Raw genomic sequence first — 16,098 nt, 5'->3', positions numbered from 1 at the left:
CAGTTTTTCCGGATGAGGTCCGAAATTCTTGAAGGATTCTTCCAAATAAAACGTAAAAGGAATGAAGATCCGGGTTCTTATCGCAAATCCGTGTTTTCGATCACTTAAGAACCATCATCCGCAGGCAAACGCCTGCGGACAGGAAAAAATCAGTTCACTGCAGAGAAATAGTCTTTGGATTTTTGAGGATCCGCAACCATCGTTTTTTTACCTTCGTCCCAGTTCGCAGGACATACTTCACCGTGTTTTTCAACGAATTGGAATGCCTTAATCAGACGAATCGCTTCGTCGATATTACGTCCCACGGGAAGATCGTTGATCGTTGCCTGACGAATCACTCCGGCAGGATCGATGATGAACGTTCCTCTCAGAGCGACACCACCTTCCGTGAGAACGTTGTAGTCTCTGGAAATGGACTTTGTAAGATCAGCGATGAGAGGATACTTGATATCGCCGATTCCACCTTCTTTTTTCGGAGTATTCTTCCAAGCCAAGTGAGTGAACGCGGAATCCACGGAAACACCGAGCACTTCCGCTCCGAGCTTTTTGAATTCAGCGAGTTGGTTATCGTATTCTATGATCTCAGTCGGGCAAACGAAAGTGAAGTCGAGAGGATAGAAGAATAGAACTACCCATTTTCCTTTGTAATCGGAAAGTTTGATTTCCTTGATTTCTTTTCCAAGAACAGCTTCTGCTTTAAAATCCGGCGCTAGGGATGTAACCTGAGGCATTTTGTTTCTCCTTTGTGAATTTGTTTTGAAACTTTAGACCCTCCCATCCTATCCTTCCACCTCTCGGAAGCAAATATTTTTTAGAATGATTCTAATTTTTTTTTAATTCTAAAAAATTTTGGACGGAACTCCGGACACTTTCTCTTTTCCGTTTGCCATTACCGAAGAGTAAGCCCCGGAGAAAAACGAAAACGCTACGAAGAATTTACGAAGAATCACACTGCAATCTAGAGAAGGATCGAAGTTTCCGTCCTTCTCGTGAAGAAAACGTGGGAACTCCCCCACTTTTCTTTCTATAAATGCCTTTCTCTCAAACCAAGAAGAAGGTCGGAACCCAACCTCGTCCTCGAACTTTGTAAAAACGAAAACCCCAAGCGAAAGCTCGCCGGAACTGTGTGAGTCCCCACTTTCCAAAGGAAAATGCCCGGATAGAATGCATGGAAAAAAAGACAAAACCTGACTGGAAAGTGGAAAGTTCCCAGAAACTTCTACTCAAGGAACAATGAAAAGTAGGAACTCATACTTTAAAGAAGGATAAACTAAAAATACCTCGCAAAGGGAAGGAGCGCGTGAGTCCAATAGACAAATGGAAACAGCCCTCTTAATTCTCCTCTGTTGCACTTCTCTAGTCGGACCTCGAACCGGAGTCTATGAAGACGAACTCAACTATTGTTCCCCTCGACCGAATTGTGTTTCCAGCCAGAGTTCGACTTACAATCCGATCCACCATATCGATCCGTTTCATTACACCGAAGAGAAAGAAGAAGCGTTTCAAAAGTTAAAACAAAAATTGGAAGACGCGGATCGAGTGAGCGTCTTGGAAGTGAACGGAAATTATATCAAGACACGATTTTATACGAGAGTCTTTCACTTCCCCGATACCGTGGAATTTCTCTTCGAAGAAAAAACAAAAACCGTTCAGATTCGTTCCGAATCCATACTCGGGCTTTTCGACTTTCTCGCAAACCGAAGAAGGCTCAACAACCTCCGGGAAGAACTCGGATGGGAATGATATTTTTAGAATATTCTTTTTTTTGAATTTTCCGGGCGAGTCCCGCCGGACAATTCCGAAAAACATATCTTCGACAAAAAAAACGGCAGGACCGGGCTCTTCGCTTCAATCTGCGAAGCGCTTTTCGAAGACGAAAGCGCATCGCAGGATTTCCGCTTCGATCCCTCTCGCGGGTTCATTCTTCCGACAAAGGAATCGCGGTAAAAAAACGTTGCAAACGGACTTCCAGTCCGTTCTGAAATCAAATTGTGAAGATTCTTATCTTTTCCAAAAAGAGAAAGGCTCAAAGAGTTCCGTCGATCTCTTCGATTTTAAGATCGTCGTTGTAGACGGAACCCGAAGACACTGTCGGAGGAGCGTAGAGGCCGAAATGGAGTTGTGCGATCGTCTTTTTTCTACAATAGACTTTTGCTTGCGAGACAAGAGTTCCGTTCTGCCAGACTTTGACCACCCCTTCCGGATTCTGAAAATCCAAAAAAACTTTGATCTGAACCCATTGAGACTTCGGATAGGAAAGTGAAGTCGTTTGAAAAGAAGTGATCTTCTGACCCATGGAAGGAACGTGCATCAGATGAACAAAACCGTCGTAGCTTAAGTTTACGAGAACCGGGCTGTTCCAAGCATCGGAAGCATCGTCCGCGATCGTCGCAAAACTGAACCATTCGTTTTCGGGGGACGTCTGTTTTAGATTCATGTCGAGCCAAACTTGGAACGTAATCAAAACCGGAGTCACAAAACTCCCGCCGGAAGTTTTGTGAAGTTGAATCGTTGGATATCCTCTGTGATTGTTGTTGATCCATGGATTCGTAGGATTGTAAGCCGAATAAATCCAACCCTTATGCGATTTTGCTCCGCTAAACACCTGCTCCGAAGAAAGATCATGGGAAGCGCTTCCCTGATAATTTTGAGGAACGATATAAAAATTCGAAAAATCGCTCACCGATTCGAACGAAGTAAAAAAAGTTCGATTGGCCTGTTTACGGGAAAGGTTCGCGTCCGCTCCGCACTGGGACTGGTTGTAAGCAACGCCCAAAAGAAGAAGGTCTTGTAATTTAGAATCTTCTTCGTTCTGATTACAAAAGTTTAAAACAAGAATACTGATAAAAACAGAAATACGAATTCTATTTTTCTTATTGAGATTCAGTTTTCTCACGATTTGCATCCAACTTCTTCCAAAAAAAGACTACAGAAAGAATCCGAAACCTCTTCCGTAGCGCAGTACGATCTATGAATATAAAACAAGGGACCGACCTCGGATTCTCTCGATTTGGAAATTTCTTTCTCGGAAGAAAAGACTCAAAAAACAAACTCATCCTTTCAAAAAGCGCATCGTTTCCTGTAAATTTTTTGCAATCTGCAAAAGACTCACCGCACTTCCCGCGATCTGTTCGGAATTGGCGGCGCTATTTTGTACGGTGATGGCGATATTGGAAACCGCGTTTGCCGTCTCTGCGATCGCAACCTTTTGTTCCTTTACGGAGTTTCGAATCTCCTCGGATTTCGCGTCCACCTGATCCACTCCAAAACGAATCTTCTCCTTCTTTCCTTGTTGAAGTTCCATCGTAGCGACGATTTGATTGGAGGATTCTTTTAAGTGTTCGAGTCCGTTCAAAATTTCCGCATAAACCAGCACGGAATTCTCGACGATGTTTCTTCCTGTTTCGATCTCTGCGTTACTCGCCTTGATCAATTCTTCGATTGTCATCGCGCTCGAATCCGTTTGTTCCGCGAGTCTTGTAATTTCACTCGCGACAACGGCAAAACCTCTTCCGTGTTCGCCCGCCCTCGCCGCTTCGATCGCCGCGTTCAAAGCGAGCAAATTCACCTTTTCGGAAATTTCCTTGATGATCGCAGTGATGGATTGCATTTCGACGGAACTATTTTCGATCTTTTCCATCGTATCGGTCAGATCCCCCATCGTTTTCTTACCGGAATCGGTTTTCAGATACATCTCCGAGATCTTATTCAAAGAATTCTTAACCGCTTCTCCGACTTTGTTGATCATCCCTTCGAGTTCTCGCATTTCACCGTTAAACGAAGAAATCAACGAGTATTGGGATTCCGCGTTTTCGTTTACGTATTCCATACCGGAACTGATCTCTTCCACCGAGGCGGAGATTTGCTCTACGGAAGCGGATTCAGATTGTGCATTGGAAGAAAGATGATCGGCGGCTTGTGAAAGTTGTTCCGAAGAAGCGACGATACTTTCCGAAAAGTTTAGGATCGTATCCAACATTTCCTTGACCTTAATCTGAAAAAGACGAAAGGCGATGAGCAACAAGTATAGTTCGTCCTTCTTTTCGGAATCCTCTAGTACTTCTACCGGATGCGAAAAATCCGCCTCTTGGATCGCGCGGCTCAGCGAATTCAAACCTTTGACGAGTTGAATCGAATACACGACCGCGATGAAAAGGATATAAGTCAAGGTTATACCGGAAAGAAAAATAAACACGATCCAGCTAAACGCGAATTCTTTTTCGGCTTCGCTATAAATCTTATCCGTGATCTTCAATTGAACCTGGATCAATTCCTCGATTTTCTCGGTCACGGGATCGATCTTTTCATACAATCGACGTTCCGCAAAATCCCCAAGGCCGACAAAATCCTTTGCAAGCATCAAAGCACGAGCTTCTTCCACCGCCACGTTGGATGTAGAGAAAAGAGGATTCAATTCTTGAATGATCTCTATCTCTTCCGAAACGAGAAACGTGGAATTGTATGCGCTCCATTCTTTTTGGATTCCGGAACTGGCCTTATCCAAATTCACCACTCCTTCCTCCGGAGTAAATGCGCCACTTCTAACTTTGTGAACACAGTCCACGATATGAATCGCGTAGAGATCGGAAATTTTTTTGAGTTGTTTGAGGGGAATGACTCGATCCTCATAGATCGTTTCTATGTCCTTGATTCTATCCTTTGTATTGAGTAACGCGAGTCCGACCAAAATCGCGATCGGAATCAAAACCGATCCAAAGAGGAGCATTAATTTTTTCCGAATTCCCAACCTCTGTATCTTTCTATAAATCGTTTTCATAAGTTTAAGGGCGCTAATCTTAATATGACTTAAGGGATGAGTCAAGTGTTTTCACTGCCCTTTTCACCGCTCCCCATACGAGATTATAAACTGAAGCGGTTGGTCGTTTCGGAATCGAAGGTTTGAACGAATGGAACGTGTTAATCCGAAGTGGCGCCTTTGAAACGAAACGTTTTTTTCAGACAAAGAGAAACAAGGGAACGTCTCCGAAACGTATCAAAACGACGGAGAACTCATGTTTTTCCAAAGAAACTAAAGATGTGATTCGGAAAGAGATTTCAACTTCGTTGAAAAGAAGGATTCAAATCAGACGACTGGTTTTTCCTTTCGAAGATCGCCTTGCAAACGTTTGCCGAAAACGTCCGGATAAAAGTCCTTTAAACCTTGGATCACAAATTCAAACGGAAAGTCGTCGAAAACTCCCCTCTGATGAACGTATTCCATAAACTTTTTACCTTTCCCGTCAAAGGAATGAAAGACATTGTCCTTGGTTCCGTCGAAATCGAGAGGTTCCACTCCGAACTTTCTACAAAGATCCTTATCGAATACGGGTGTCGCCTTGATCCAATTTCCATCTATTAGAATTTCTGCATATCCGTGAAACGCAAACGTAGTCGTTCCCAAAACTTGAATCAGACGTTCGCTTGCGAGATGATTGACGACGTCCGCAAATCCGATCTTAGAAGGGAATCCCAAAGCGCGAGCACCGGCCGCGAAGAGAAGGGATTTTGGAATACAATAGTTCTGCTTACTTTCCGCGATTTCACTCGCGCGATAGGATTCTTTCGAATCGGTAACGACATACGGATTGTAACGAATTTGATCCCTTACTCCCAAATAGAATCCTTTGAGCTTTTCCAAAGGAGAATCTTGGGGATTCGTACATCCTTCTATAAACTTTTGAACGGAAGAAGAATTGTAATCGAAAAAATAAGTAGAAGTGAGATAAGAATCCAAGGGTTTCATCGTTTTCATTCCAAACTTTGAGAGTTTCATCCCATCTTTTGTTTTGCAAAGGTTGCGTCCACCGGGAATCGAACTAAAAAAACGAGATCCGTCTCCCAGAAGTTTTTTTTAGGTAGACCGGAGAAATTCCGTTCGATAAGAATTCTTTTTCATAGCGGATTCCATTCAAACATTCACTGTAACATACTTGGAACAATTTGAATCAGTGAATTACAAAGAAGAGCGTTCGATACTTTGTCAGATGATCGACATTGGCAGGAAAAGAAAGAATTCTTTTCCACAAACAATCGTATAACTTCCTGATTATATGGAGTTGGTTCCAAACAAGGACGTTTCTTCGTTTTTGATTTTTTGTGAAGGACCCTTTACGCAAATTTGGAAACGAAAATCAAAACTCCTTGCGAAAGGTTCGCAAGGTTATCAAAGGAGAATTTTATGAATCAAATTCGCAATCACGTTCGAGTCGGTCTTGTCTTACTTTGTATTTCTTCCGTTTTTTGGAATTGCGAAAATACAAAGAGTTCGGATAAGGAAGATTCCTTAAAAACCCTTGCTTTTCTTTTGGGTTCGAGTTCGCCTCTGACAGATATCACGGATGCGGACTGTACGGATCCAGCGCCGGCTTTCTCCACACTCGGACAAGCGGGAACCACTGCGACATGTTCTTCTTGTCATAACGCGGGCAATGCGAATGCCGGTTTGGACATCACTTCGTTTAACAGCGTGAGAAACCGAGTTACGGTAGGAAATCCGAAAGGAAGTTTGCTCTTCATTAAGATCAACTCCGGAAGTATGAGAATCTACAACAACAATGCGATCAACAAAGCGGTCTATTGCTGGACTCTCAAGGGAGCAAATCCTTGATTCTCTCTCATGCGAAAAAGTTTCCGTTTCTTTTTGGGATCGCGTTTGCGATCCTTACGACCGGTCTTCTGTCCGAAAAAAAACAGAAGGAGCTGGTCGTAAAAGAGGCGAACATCCAGTTTTTGAGCGAAGCTCCTCAAGAAACGATTCGAGGAACGGTTTCGAAAGCGGAGGGTTCCGCAAACCTAGAAACGAAGAAGGTCGTGATTCGAGTGGATCTGAACGGTTTAAAAGTTCCGAACCGAATGATGAACAATCACATGCACGAGAATTATCTCGAAACAGAAAAACATCCGATCGCTTCTTTCGCGGGTGTCATCACAAAATGGGATCTGAAGAACAAAGTCGTGGAAATCGAAGGGGAGCTAGGACTTCACGGAATCACGAAGAAAAACGTGAAGATTCAGGGAACGATCGAAGAAAAAGAAAACGATTTTTTGATTCGATCCAATTTCGAAATTCTTCTTACCGATTTTAAAATCGAAATTCCTAAATTAGTTATTTTGAAACTCAATGAAAAAATCAGAATCGAAACCAGCATCCTATGGCAGAACAAAGAATGAATCACCGTATATTTTATTTTAGTATCTCCGTTCTCTTCCTCCTAACGTTCGTTTCTCCGGTATTTTCCCAAGAGCAAAGAAAATCCGCATTCTTAGGAAGCAGTTTGATCCATATGCCGAGCACGGAAGACGTGGGAAAAAACGGTCTCGACTTTCGTTTCAATCACCGATTTGGAAACGCAAAGTCGACTTCCTATGATTTTTTAGGTTTGGACAACGGAGCGAATACGCAACTTTCCTTGGATTACGGACTTACGGATCGAATCACAGTAGGATTTGCGAGAACCTCGTTTCAAAAAACGTATGAAGCAAGATCTAAGGTGCGCCTTTTGACTCAAGATTCGAGCTTCCCTGTCACCGTCAGTTTTTTCGGAGTTTTCGGACAAGAGACTTCGGAACAGACACAATTCTTCGGTCCGTATCTTCGTCCTTCGACGGGAATTCCAACCTTCGATTCAAACTTAGAAAAACAATTGAACACGTATGAACTGAGTTATAAGGATCGTCAGAGCACCCTCGCTTCCTTTTTGATCTCGAAACGTTTCAACGATATTCTTTCGATTCAACTTTCTCCGATGTTTGTTCATAGAAACTATGTGAAGGATCATCTTTCGAACGATCGAACCGGTTTGGATATCTCGTTCCGACTTCATCTTTTCAAAAGAGTGGACTTTACGTTCGCTACGATTCTCACTCCGAAACGAGACTATGTCGGCGATTCTTATGCGACCGAGGATAGAAAAACAAAGATCGGCGGAGTGGAATATTCCACTTCCGAAGTAAACGATCTCATCGCGAGAGGAAAGACGATCGACGCGGCCGTAAACAATATTCTTCTTTCCAAACCCGTTGAATACACTTCGGTTCCTTTGAGTTTCGGAGTGGACTTCGAGACGGGAGGTCACGTGTTTCAGTTTTTTGTGACGAACAGTCGAGCAATCGCCCACACACAACTCCTCAGAGGCGCGGACTACAACTACGATAAAAAAGAATGGACGATCGGTTTTAACATCCATCGTTATTTTTCTTTGGAGAGTTCCGAAAAACCGGCGAGTGAAAAAACGAACTAAAAGATGAAGACGATCAACCACCCTTCGCCATAAGATATTTTTCCATAAATTCGGTGATATCTTTGATGTTTCTGTTGATCATCTTCCTGAGTTCGGGAGGAATGTTCTGGGATTTGATCACTCGATAGTAGTTGAGTGCGTTCTTCAACATCTTCCTTCTCGCAAACTCCTGTGCCTTTACAAGCATCGGCTTGTATTTATAGTATGAGTATTCCATAATACTGTAATTCTTGGAGAGTTTGAACGCATGAGGAATTTTTCCGAAGTCGTATGTAAGCGTTAGAAATGGGGCGTCGTCTACTTCCGGAGGTTTGAGCTCGAGAATCCCGTGAATCATCCGAGGTTCTTCGTCTTTTGAACCTCCCGATTCTCCTCCACCTTCTTCCCCTTCTTCTTCCTGTTCGTCGAAAGGTTGAAGCCCGCCTTCCAATACTTCGATTTCAGGCGGTTCTTCCGCTCCGGGAGGAGGCGCCGGCGCGAGATGTGGAATCTCCGGAGTCGATTCCGTCGTTTTTTGATATTCCGGATCAGGAAGACCTATTTTAGGAAGTTCTAATGGTTTGACTTCTTTCTCGAGAGCTTCGGAAGGAGCCGGGAGAGAATCGAATTTCAATTCCCCCATCGGCGAAGGCGCTGGAGCGGCCTTGGGCGGTTCTTCTTCCGGACGAACGGTTTTGTCCGTCGGATCGGGAAGTCGGATCGGAACAAGGTCGATCTTTGGAACGATCGGAGCTAAGAATGGAGGAAGATCGTCCCGAACCGGAGTGTCCGGCCAATCAAAGTCCGCAGGTTCCGGGACTCTGTCCTGTTGGGGAGATTCTTCTCTTTCTCTTTTTTTCTGTTCTTCTTTTTGTTTGAGATATTCGTCTCTCAGTTTGAAGAGATCTTCTTTTCTTCGATCATCTCCGTCTCGACGATCTTTTCGGTTTGGATCCTGTCCTCTTCGATCCCCTCCGGATCTCCGACTTTCTCCCGTTCTTCGATCCACGAGAGGAAGGTCTTTGAACTTCTCCCATTCTTCCGAAAAAAAAGTATCCTCGGGGAGATCCATCGCGTTCGGATCCAGATGTTCTCCAGGACTTGGTGGAGCGCCGCCTCTTGATTCTCCGCCCGGAGAAGATCCAGCTCCCGGAAAACCTCCCGATCCACTTCCGGGAGACAAACCTCCTCCGGGGAATCCGTCCGCTCCTCCGCCCGGAGTTCCGACTTCGCCAGGAAAACCGCCACCGCTGTCCCCTCCAGAAGGACTGCCACCGCCACCGGAAGCTCCCCCTCCACCCGCTCCCGGAAAAGAAGGAAGAAAGCTGGTCGGAGCTCCCGGGCCAGCGCCGGAGGTTCCGGGACCCGGAGGGGGAATACTTCCCGGAGGAAGAGGAGGGCCAGGACTAAAGATATGATAAGAAACCGGTCCGGGGGTGAAATTTCCGGGAAGAGTCGGAGGACCGGGAATCGCGCCGGGATCCAAGGGAGAAAGTGGAAGGGAAATCGGATTTCCAAAACCCTTGGAAATCGTGTCGCCTAACGATTCGCTGATATCCTTGATTGCACGAACCAGATCCCCGAGAGGAATCGGAGGTCCTTCGTAATTTTCAGGGCGATAGACTTCTTCTTCGTCGCTCTCCAGGTGATTTTCGATCTGATCGATATTCTCCTGAATCTTCCCCTGAATCTCCTCGTCCGGGACCCGACCCTTGGTTCTTTTATAAATTTCTAATGCACCGTTGTAACTTTCCTTATCAACGAGAGCTTCGGCATTGATGAGGGGACGTCGGTGATTCGCGAATTTAGAATTGTTGCGAATGATATCGTCGACTTTATTCTTTAGATCTAATTTCGGTTTTTTGCGGAGACCGGGAAATTCTTCTTTGTGTCTCTTTGCGTCTTCGGAGCCAAGACCGGATCCGGAAGGAGAAGGAGCCCCCACACCGGAACTCGGAGGACCGCCTGCGGAAGACGGAGGAGTCGGAACTCCAGGAGGAGAAACAGGAATTTCTTTTCCTCGATCCCCTCGAACGTTAGTCCCACCGCCAGGCCCACCTGCCCCCGAAGAAGATTTCCCAGAGCCGGAATCCCCTTCTTTGGAAGGAGGTTTGTCTCGAAAGAGAGTGTACGCGCCTGCCCCCGCAGAGAGGAGACCTAACATGAATAAGAGGAGTGTTGTCATTGCGAGAAGCTACTGTTCTTAAAATCGACAGAACGGGGTACCGTTCTTGAACCCGTTCGGCCTTCTTTTTGTAATTGACGTCATGGATGTATAGTATATTTCTGACTTATGAAAGCTTCGGTTCGGGCAAACTTAAGTTTTGGATCCAGTCCAGACAATCCGGACGGACTTCAATTGAAAATCACCTTTGATGAAGATACGCAATCCGCTTACGGTGACTTCACTTGTCCGGAAAAGTTTCAAGGTCAGCCTGATGTAATCCACCCAGGAATTATATCTACGATCTTAGACGAAATCATGGTGAAAATTAATGAAGCCATGAATTTCAAAACAACCACTGGCGAACTCACGATTCGTTTTCTACAGCCTGCATTTGTCAATCAACCTCTCCATCTTCGCGGATGGTTTGTAAAGAAGAACAAGAAAGTGATTGAGAATAGAGCTGAAATCGAAAACGAGATCGGAAAGATTGTAGCTCGTGGAAAAGGCAAATACATCGAAGTAGACGACTGATCTCTCTTTGCAATCAAACCGCCGATGTGGTGAAACTGGTAGACGCAGTGGATTCAAAATCCACCGGAGGCAACTCTGTGTCGGTTCGAGTCCGACCATCGGCAAATTTTAAGATTTAACTTTCCTTTCAAAATCTACGTGAGCAACTCTGTGTCGGTTCCATTCGCGTTCATCGCCAAATTTTAAGATTTAACTTTCCTTTCAAAATCTACGTGGACAACTCTGTGTCGGTTCCAGTCGCGTTCATCGCCAAATTTAGAACCCGCCCGTTAGCCTAAGATTCGGTTCTATCGGGTATGATTTCACCAAACCATTCGGGGCGGTTCCTGCTGTTTCATAATAGAAACCGTGATTCGCAGAGTTTGCAGGACCGGGCTCTCAGCTACGGTCAAGTGAGGTCACTTGACCCCGCTTCGATCCCTACCGCGGAAAAACATCGAAGCCGAAACGTAAAAGGTGAAAAAGTAGGAACTCACACGTTCAAAATTGAGATACCCGCCTTAGTCAGCTTCGAGACTTGTTTTACCGACAAAATGGTGCGGGAACTCCTCAAGAAGCAGAATCACAGAACCAATCAGAAAACGAGTGATCCTCTGAAAAGAAAAAGTAGGAACTCACACGTTCTAAAAAAGTGCGCTTTCCAAAATTACAAAGAGCTCAATCTTGGTTTGCAAAAATTTTCGTAAAGATCGGATTTCGGTCCTTACTTGTATAAATTTCAGCAAGGCAACAACCAAGGACGACCAGCGCCAAAACAAAGGAAACGCCTGTCCCACCTTCGAAACCCAACACGGAAATATGAGAACCGATCGCGCCGATCATGATCACGGCGCCTAACATCGCACCCAACCAGCTCGTCCGAGGAATGAGAAACAAAAGAACGGTCGCCAATTCTGCAAAGCCGACCGCATAACGACCGAAAGGTTCAGCGTCCAACGCGGAGAAAGTGGCGATCGAACGTTCTGCTCCCGAAAGTTTAAAGTAAAAGGCGGGAATCAAAATGACGACCGCGACGATTCTTAGCGTCCAATCCAAAATTTTTTTCATAAACGTTCCTCCCTGGAAGGGAACGATTCTAACCGCTTTGTCCACGACCCGCAAGGCATTTTCAAAGAATTTATAATTGAAACGAAAAACTCAAAGCCTTCCTCTCGTTTCGAGCTTACCGTTCCTTCGAAGCGCATCCTCAAAAAAATCCGATTCGATTCGTTCAATCGCGGTCAAAATCATCTTCATCTCTTCGTCGGAAAGGCTTAGGAAAAGTTCTTCACCTTTTTCTAATATAGAAAGGCCGAGGCGAATTCCTTCCACTTCTTGTTTCGTGTATGTCTTTGACTTTTGTTCCATCTTAAGAACGATCGCCTTCATCATCGTTACGATCTTTTGCAGAAGTTCTTTGTTGGCAAGAGTAGCGAATAACTTCACGAGATCGTCTCTGAATTGATCGGCTTCCTTCTTCGGAACCTGGGCGATGATTCTATCAAAGACAACCGGGTCCTCCGGATGATTTCCCTTTTTCAATTCTTCTTTCGTAAACTCAAACATCAAAGATTCAAAATGTCTCGCGGTGAGATACGAATGCAGAGCGGCAAAACCGGTCTTAAAGGCCGCACCGAGATGTCTCCCAAAACTAAAGGCGGCAGAGCCTAAGGAGCCGATCAGACCGAAAACCTTCGAAGGACTGTGAACGAAACCGGACAGTGAATGAAAGGCGCCGTCGAGCAACACCCTTCCCTCATACTCAGGATAAAGAAGTTCTAAAAAATATTGAAGTAAAGTATCGATGACCGGTCTCGGAATTTTTACAAGATCGGAATAACGTTCTAGATTGGATGGGGAATATCTTTGAATAAGAGAAGCCCGATATGCGCGGATCAAAATCGGAAAGTCGGGATCCTGAAGATAGTTTTTCATACTTCCGGAAGAATCGGATTCTACTTTCTAGAGTAAACTAGAAAACGAATCAGGATTTGAATGCGGCGAGATATTGAAGAGCAACGTCGGGAGGCATCGGCTTGCTGTAAAAGTAACCTTGCCCCTTGTCACAACCTTCCTTTTTCATCAATTCTCCCACTTCCTCCGTTTCGATTCCTTCTGCGACAACTGTCATCCCCAGTTTGTGTCCGAGATCGATGGCGGCCTGACAGATAAAAAGAGCTTCCTTGTCGAAAGGAGCGACGCTTACAAAAGATCGATCGATCTTCAACTCAGTAAACGGATAACGATGAATCTGTTTCAAAGAAGAATATCCGATTCCAAAATCATCCACCGAAAGACCGATTCCCCGAATTCTAATTCTTGTAAGAATGTCGAGAGTCGATGTGATATTCTCCAAGAGTTGGGTTTCCGTTACTTCTACGATCAGTTGGTTGTTTTTCAGACCGAAACTTTCGATCATCTTGGAGATCGTTTCCGGCAAGATCAGTTTGTTCAAACTCACGGGAGAAATATTCACCGCAACCGCGATTCCGGGGAAATCCCGATTCCAAATCGAGCACTGGCCTAACGCTTGCAGGATCAGCTTCTCCGTCATCGCATCCATAAGACTCGGATAGGATTCTAACGTAGGAATAAACGAATCCGGAAAGATCAGACCTCTTACGGGATGATACCAACGAACCAGCGATTCGAAACCGGCGATAGCGCCCGTTTTAAAGTTGATTTTCGGTTGATAGAAAAGAATAAACTGTTCTTCACGAATGGCTTCTTCGATTTCTTTGGGAGAAATCGCGGAGGAAGGCTCTGCGTTCGCTCTTTTACTTACGGACGAAAGAGTCGAAGTTTCATTCTTCTTGTCTGAAATCAATCCCGTTAGCAATCTCTGATAATCTTGAATCCGAATCGGTTTTTCTAAAACGCCTGCAATTTTTAAACCGTATTGAATCGCAAGAGCCTCCGCGCTCTGCAAAACTCTCCGGTCCGCGCCGCTGATAAGAATCACGGAAACAAACAATTTTTTTCCGGACAACATACGCAACACATCGACACCGTCCACACCGGGAATCATCAGATCCAAAATAATATATTGAGTAGAACTATTTAACTTCTCAAAAAAATGACCCGCCTCGTGAGTGATCGTAACGTCAAACCCGCATTGTTTTGCGAGATCGCCTAAAATTCCCGCGATTTCTTCCTCGTCGTCTAGAATCAGGAGATTGGGTTGGGCGGATTGATTCATGAATACCTAAATTACATTCTGTCGAAATGATTCTCAAGAGATTTTCGGGAGATCGGCCAACGGATAGCAAAAGAATTTTCAAATTCATCCGAACCTTCCGAGCCTGAAAAATAATTAATTTCTATCTTAGAATTGGTTCTCTTCGCTTTTACGGCAAAGTCCCTCCATTCCGAAAAACGTGTTTGCCAGGTCTCCGAAAGATAACACGTTGCTCTTTCGAGATTACGAAAATTAGAATTGAAATTTTCGAAATCGATCACCTTGTGCGTAACAAAACCGAGGCTTTTGAGGGAATACACAATCCAATCCGCAAACGGACCGTCCTTACAAAAATAAATGATTTCCTGAGATCGAATTTTAGAATTTTGGTCTTTGAATGTAGGATCCGATTCCAATTCTATGATCGGAAGATAAAGATAGAACTCGGTCCCCACTTTCAATTCCGACTGGAAAAAAATTCGGCCCTTACTTCTTTTTACGAAACCGTAGACCATGGGAAGCCCCAAACCGGAACTCTTTCCTTTCGGCTTAGTCGTATAAAAGGGTTCAAAAATCTTTTCCACGTTTTCCTCACGGATTCCGATCCCCGTGTCCGTGATTTTTAGCAAAAAATAATTTCCATTTTCCAGTCCGGAGATTCTATTTCCGGGATCGGAAACAACACGGATCGTCTCCACCAAGATCTCGCCTTCCTTAGTTTCCAGAGCTTCCACCGCATTTTGTAAAAGCTGAGTAAGGCAAATCACAAATTCGGAATGATCCAAAAGACAACGATCTTCCCTTCCCTCGGACTCAAAGAGGACTCGAACGTTTTTCGGAATCGTCTCCGACTGGTTTTTTAGGAAATCCGAAATCAAATCGTTCGGATTCGTCAGTTCTTGATGAAGAGATTGTTTTCTGGAAAAGTTTAGCAGTTTCTTATTTACATCGGCGGCTCTCATCACCGCGTTTTGAGCGGAACGAATTCGATTCAATACGTCCGGTTGTTCTTTAGACTGCATTTCCAAAAGATCCAGATTGGCGATGATGATGTTTAGAATATTATTAAAGTCGTGTGCGATTCCTCCTCCGAACTGAGCGATCGTATCCATTCTCAGTACGCGGAGTTCTTCTTCAGAAAGTTTTTCGGCGGAAGAAACTTTGCTCGAACCTCCGAATTGAATCCTTAAAAATTCCTTAGAGAGGGAACTCGCGGAAAGATATTTTTTTTCCAAAAATCCGGCAAATCCCGATTCTTTTGCGGCCGTTTCTATTTCCTCTTTGGAAAGACCGGAAACCAAAATCGCAGAAACGTTTCCTACGATTGTTTGGATGTCGTTTAACAACGCGAGCCCTGTTTGTGCTCCGAGAAACTGATCGATTACATATATTTCATTTTCCAACCGCCCTCTCGAACGCAACGCGTCTAAAGCCGCGTGTGCGTCCTTGTATCTTGTTAGGATATATTTAGGAAATGGAATATCGTTTAAATATTCTCGGAAAAGAATCGCATCCTCCTCGTCGTCTTCCACGAGAAAGATGGGAATCTCATCCGAAAACCGATCAGACATCCGGAAGCTCCACGATTTCCAACCAATATTCTCCGAGCGCTCGGATCGTTTCCATAAAGGCGCTAAATTCCACCGGCTTTCGGATGAACGAATTGGCTCCCAAATCGTAGGTCTGCAACATATCTTCCTCTTCTCTGGAAGTGGTAAGAACAATGACGGGAATTTTTTTGAATTCGGGCATCGATTTAATCGTCTTTAAAACTTCTCTTCCGTCCATCTTCGGCATATTGAGATCCAGCAGAATGAATCCGGGACGGGGATACTTTAGAATATCAGAATATTCTCCTTGATTCTTTAGAAAATCGATTAGCTCTTCTCCGTCCTTTACGAAATGAAGGGGATTGATCAAATTGTTTTCGCGAAAGCCTTCGGTCATCAAAAGACGATCATCTGGATCGTCCTCTGCGACGAGAATGTGAATGGAACTATGTTTTTTTGTCTCCAATTTCATAC

At 44.5% G+C, this 16,098-nt stretch carries 15 protein-coding genes and 1 tRNA gene; 6 read left to right on the top strand and 10 right to left on the bottom strand.

Translation table 11 applies throughout. The features are described from left to right. Nucleotides 1-149: 149 nt before the first annotated feature. Nucleotides 150-731: a peroxiredoxin gene (locus DLM75_RS19865; RefSeq protein ID WP_118970243.1), complete on the bottom strand. Its 582-nt coding sequence runs from the start codon at nucleotides 729-731 to the stop codon at nucleotides 150-152. Between the two features lie 586 nt (nucleotides 732-1,317). Here DLM75_RS19865 and DLM75_RS19855 point away from each other — a divergent pair. Further along, on the top strand, nucleotides 1,318-1,743 hold the full coding sequence (locus DLM75_RS19855) for a DUF1499 domain-containing protein (protein ID WP_118970241.1): 426 nt from the start codon (nucleotides 1,318-1,320) through the stop codon (nucleotides 1,741-1,743). 283 nt (nucleotides 1,744-2,026) lie between these two features. Here the strand turns inward: DLM75_RS19855 and DLM75_RS19845 are convergent, their stop codons facing one another. From DLM75_RS19845 to DLM75_RS19835, 3 genes are all read right to left on the bottom strand, one after another. Beyond that, entirely contained in the window at nucleotides 2,027-2,905 is an 879-nt protein-coding gene (locus tag DLM75_RS19845; protein ID WP_118970239.1) for a heparin lyase I family protein, read from the bottom strand. A gap of 147 nt (nucleotides 2,906-3,052) precedes the next feature. After that, nucleotides 3,053-4,777: a methyl-accepting chemotaxis protein gene (locus tag DLM75_RS19840; RefSeq protein WP_118970329.1), complete on the bottom strand. Its 1,725-nt coding sequence runs from the start codon at nucleotides 4,775-4,777 to the stop codon at nucleotides 3,053-3,055. A 306-nt stretch (nucleotides 4,778-5,083) separates the two neighbouring features. After that, nucleotides 5,084-5,752, bottom strand: coding sequence for a transglutaminase-like domain-containing protein (locus DLM75_RS19835; protein ID WP_241547993.1), 669 nt, complete (start codon nucleotides 5,750-5,752; stop codon nucleotides 5,084-5,086). A gap of 426 nt (nucleotides 5,753-6,178) precedes the next feature. Between DLM75_RS19835 and DLM75_RS19830 the strand changes: the two genes are divergently transcribed. The 3 genes from DLM75_RS19830 to DLM75_RS19820 are packed head-to-tail and all read left to right on the top strand — an operon-like array spanning nucleotide 6,179 to nucleotide 8,240. Next, nucleotides 6,179-6,607 carry an LIC11213 family lipoprotein gene (locus DLM75_RS19830; protein WP_118970237.1) on the top strand — a complete coding sequence of 143 codons (429 nt, stop codon included), beginning with the start codon at nucleotides 6,179-6,181 and terminating at the stop codon, nucleotides 6,605-6,607. Further along, the gene (locus DLM75_RS19825; protein WP_429945501.1) at nucleotides 6,604-7,170 is read left to right on the top strand and encodes a YceI family protein; all 567 of its coding nucleotides are present in this window, start codon (nucleotides 6,604-6,606) and stop codon (nucleotides 7,168-7,170) included. The genes DLM75_RS19830 and DLM75_RS19825 overlap by 4 nt, the downstream gene beginning before the upstream one ends. Further along, nucleotides 7,152-8,240: a DUF5777 family beta-barrel protein gene (locus DLM75_RS19820; RefSeq protein WP_174715098.1), complete on the top strand. Its 1,089-nt coding sequence runs from the start codon at nucleotides 7,152-7,154 to the stop codon at nucleotides 8,238-8,240. Before DLM75_RS19825 ends, DLM75_RS19820 begins: the two co-directional genes overlap by 19 nt. A gap of 13 nt (nucleotides 8,241-8,253) precedes the next feature. Here DLM75_RS19820 and DLM75_RS19815 read toward each other — a convergent pair whose 3' ends face one another. Further along, nucleotides 8,254-10,383, bottom strand: coding sequence for a hypothetical protein (locus tag DLM75_RS19815; protein ID WP_118970235.1), 2,130 nt, complete (start codon nucleotides 10,381-10,383; stop codon nucleotides 8,254-8,256). A 129-nt stretch (nucleotides 10,384-10,512) separates the two neighbouring features. Between DLM75_RS19815 and DLM75_RS19810 the strand changes: the two genes are divergently transcribed. After that, complete coding sequence (locus DLM75_RS19810) at nucleotides 10,513-10,917, top strand: PaaI family thioesterase (protein ID WP_000648186.1); 405 nt, start codon at nucleotides 10,513-10,515, stop codon at nucleotides 10,915-10,917. A 20-nt stretch (nucleotides 10,918-10,937) separates the two neighbouring features. Then, a tRNA-Leu gene (locus DLM75_RS19805) sits at nucleotides 10,938-11,021 on the top strand. Between the two features lie 553 nt (nucleotides 11,022-11,574). Here DLM75_RS19805 and DLM75_RS19795 read toward each other — a convergent pair. The 5 genes from DLM75_RS19795 to DLM75_RS19775 form a co-directional block, all read right to left on the bottom strand. Beyond that, a complete protein-coding gene (locus tag DLM75_RS19795) occupies nucleotides 11,575-11,964 on the bottom strand; it encodes a MauE/DoxX family redox-associated membrane protein (RefSeq protein ID WP_118970327.1) in 390 nt (129 codons plus the stop codon). A 90-nt stretch (nucleotides 11,965-12,054) separates the two neighbouring features. Beyond that, the gene (locus DLM75_RS19790; RefSeq protein WP_118970233.1) at nucleotides 12,055-12,831 is read right to left on the bottom strand and encodes a hypothetical protein; all 777 of its coding nucleotides are present in this window, start codon (nucleotides 12,829-12,831) and stop codon (nucleotides 12,055-12,057) included. A gap of 49 nt (nucleotides 12,832-12,880) precedes the next feature. Continuing rightward, nucleotides 12,881-14,095, bottom strand: a complete 1,215-nt coding sequence (locus DLM75_RS19785; RefSeq protein WP_118970232.1) for an EAL domain-containing response regulator — start codon at nucleotides 14,093-14,095, stop codon at nucleotides 12,881-12,883. Between the two features lie 11 nt (nucleotides 14,096-14,106). Then, nucleotides 14,107-15,645 (bottom strand): ATP-binding protein, encoded by a 1,539-nt coding sequence (locus DLM75_RS19780; protein WP_118970231.1) that lies wholly within the window; start codon nucleotides 15,643-15,645, stop codon nucleotides 14,107-14,109. Then, nucleotides 15,638-16,096, bottom strand: a complete 459-nt coding sequence (locus tag DLM75_RS19775; RefSeq protein WP_118970230.1) for a response regulator — start codon at nucleotides 16,094-16,096, stop codon at nucleotides 15,638-15,640. The genes DLM75_RS19780 and DLM75_RS19775 overlap by 8 nt, the downstream gene beginning before the upstream one ends. Between the last annotated feature and the right edge of the window lie 2 nt (nucleotides 16,097-16,098).

Origin of the sequence: Leptospira stimsonii (assembly GCF_003545885.1) — a bacterium.
Classification (GTDB): domain Bacteria; phylum Spirochaetota; class Leptospiria; order Leptospirales; family Leptospiraceae; genus Leptospira; species Leptospira stimsonii.
Note: the sequence above shows the minus strand (reverse complement) of the source record. Positions and strands in the feature narration are given on the sequence as shown.

What these genes read in the sequence shown, in the direction of transcription:
- DLM75_RS19865 (WP_118970243.1), bottom strand. Translation starts at nt 731, where the DNA reads ATGCCTCAGGTTACATCCCTAGCGCCGGATTTTAAAGCAGAAGCTGTT.
- DLM75_RS19855 (WP_118970241.1), top strand. Translation starts at nt 1,318, where the DNA reads ATGGAAACAGCCCTCTTAATTCTCCTCTGTTGCACTTCTCTAGTCGGA.
- DLM75_RS19845 (WP_118970239.1), bottom strand. Translation starts at nt 2,905, where the DNA reads ATGCAAATCGTGAGAAAACTGAATCTCAATAAGAAAAATAGAATTCGT.
- DLM75_RS19840 (WP_118970329.1), bottom strand. Translation starts at nt 4,777, where the DNA reads ATGAAAACGATTTATAGAAAGATACAGAGGTTGGGAATTCGGAAAAAA.
- DLM75_RS19835 (WP_241547993.1), bottom strand. Translation starts at nt 5,752, where the DNA reads ATGAAAACGATGAAACCCTTGGATTCTTATCTCACTTCTACTTATTTT.
- DLM75_RS19830 (WP_118970237.1), top strand. Translation starts at nt 6,179, where the DNA reads ATGAATCAAATTCGCAATCACGTTCGAGTCGGTCTTGTCTTACTTTGT.
- DLM75_RS19820 (WP_174715098.1), top strand. Translation starts at nt 7,152, where the DNA reads ATGGCAGAACAAAGAATGAATCACCGTATATTTTATTTTAGTATCTCC.
- DLM75_RS19815 (WP_118970235.1), bottom strand. Translation starts at nt 10,383, where the DNA reads ATGTTAGGTCTCCTCTCTGCGGGGGCAGGCGCGTACACTCTCTTTCGA.
- DLM75_RS19810 (WP_000648186.1), top strand. Translation starts at nt 10,513, where the DNA reads ATGAAAGCTTCGGTTCGGGCAAACTTAAGTTTTGGATCCAGTCCAGAC.
- DLM75_RS19795 (WP_118970327.1), bottom strand. Translation starts at nt 11,964, where the DNA reads ATGAAAAAAATTTTGGATTGGACGCTAAGAATCGTCGCGGTCGTCATT.
- DLM75_RS19790 (WP_118970233.1), bottom strand. Translation starts at nt 12,831, where the DNA reads ATGAAAAACTATCTTCAGGATCCCGACTTTCCGATTTTGATCCGCGCA.
- DLM75_RS19785 (WP_118970232.1), bottom strand. Translation starts at nt 14,095, where the DNA reads ATGAATCAATCCGCCCAACCCAATCTCCTGATTCTAGACGACGAGGAA.
- DLM75_RS19780 (WP_118970231.1), bottom strand. Translation starts at nt 15,645, where the DNA reads ATGTCTGATCGGTTTTCGGATGAGATTCCCATCTTTCTCGTGGAAGAC.
- DLM75_RS19775 (WP_118970230.1), bottom strand. Translation starts at nt 16,096, where the DNA reads ATGAAATTGGAGACAAAAAAACATAGTTCCATTCACATTCTCGTCGCA.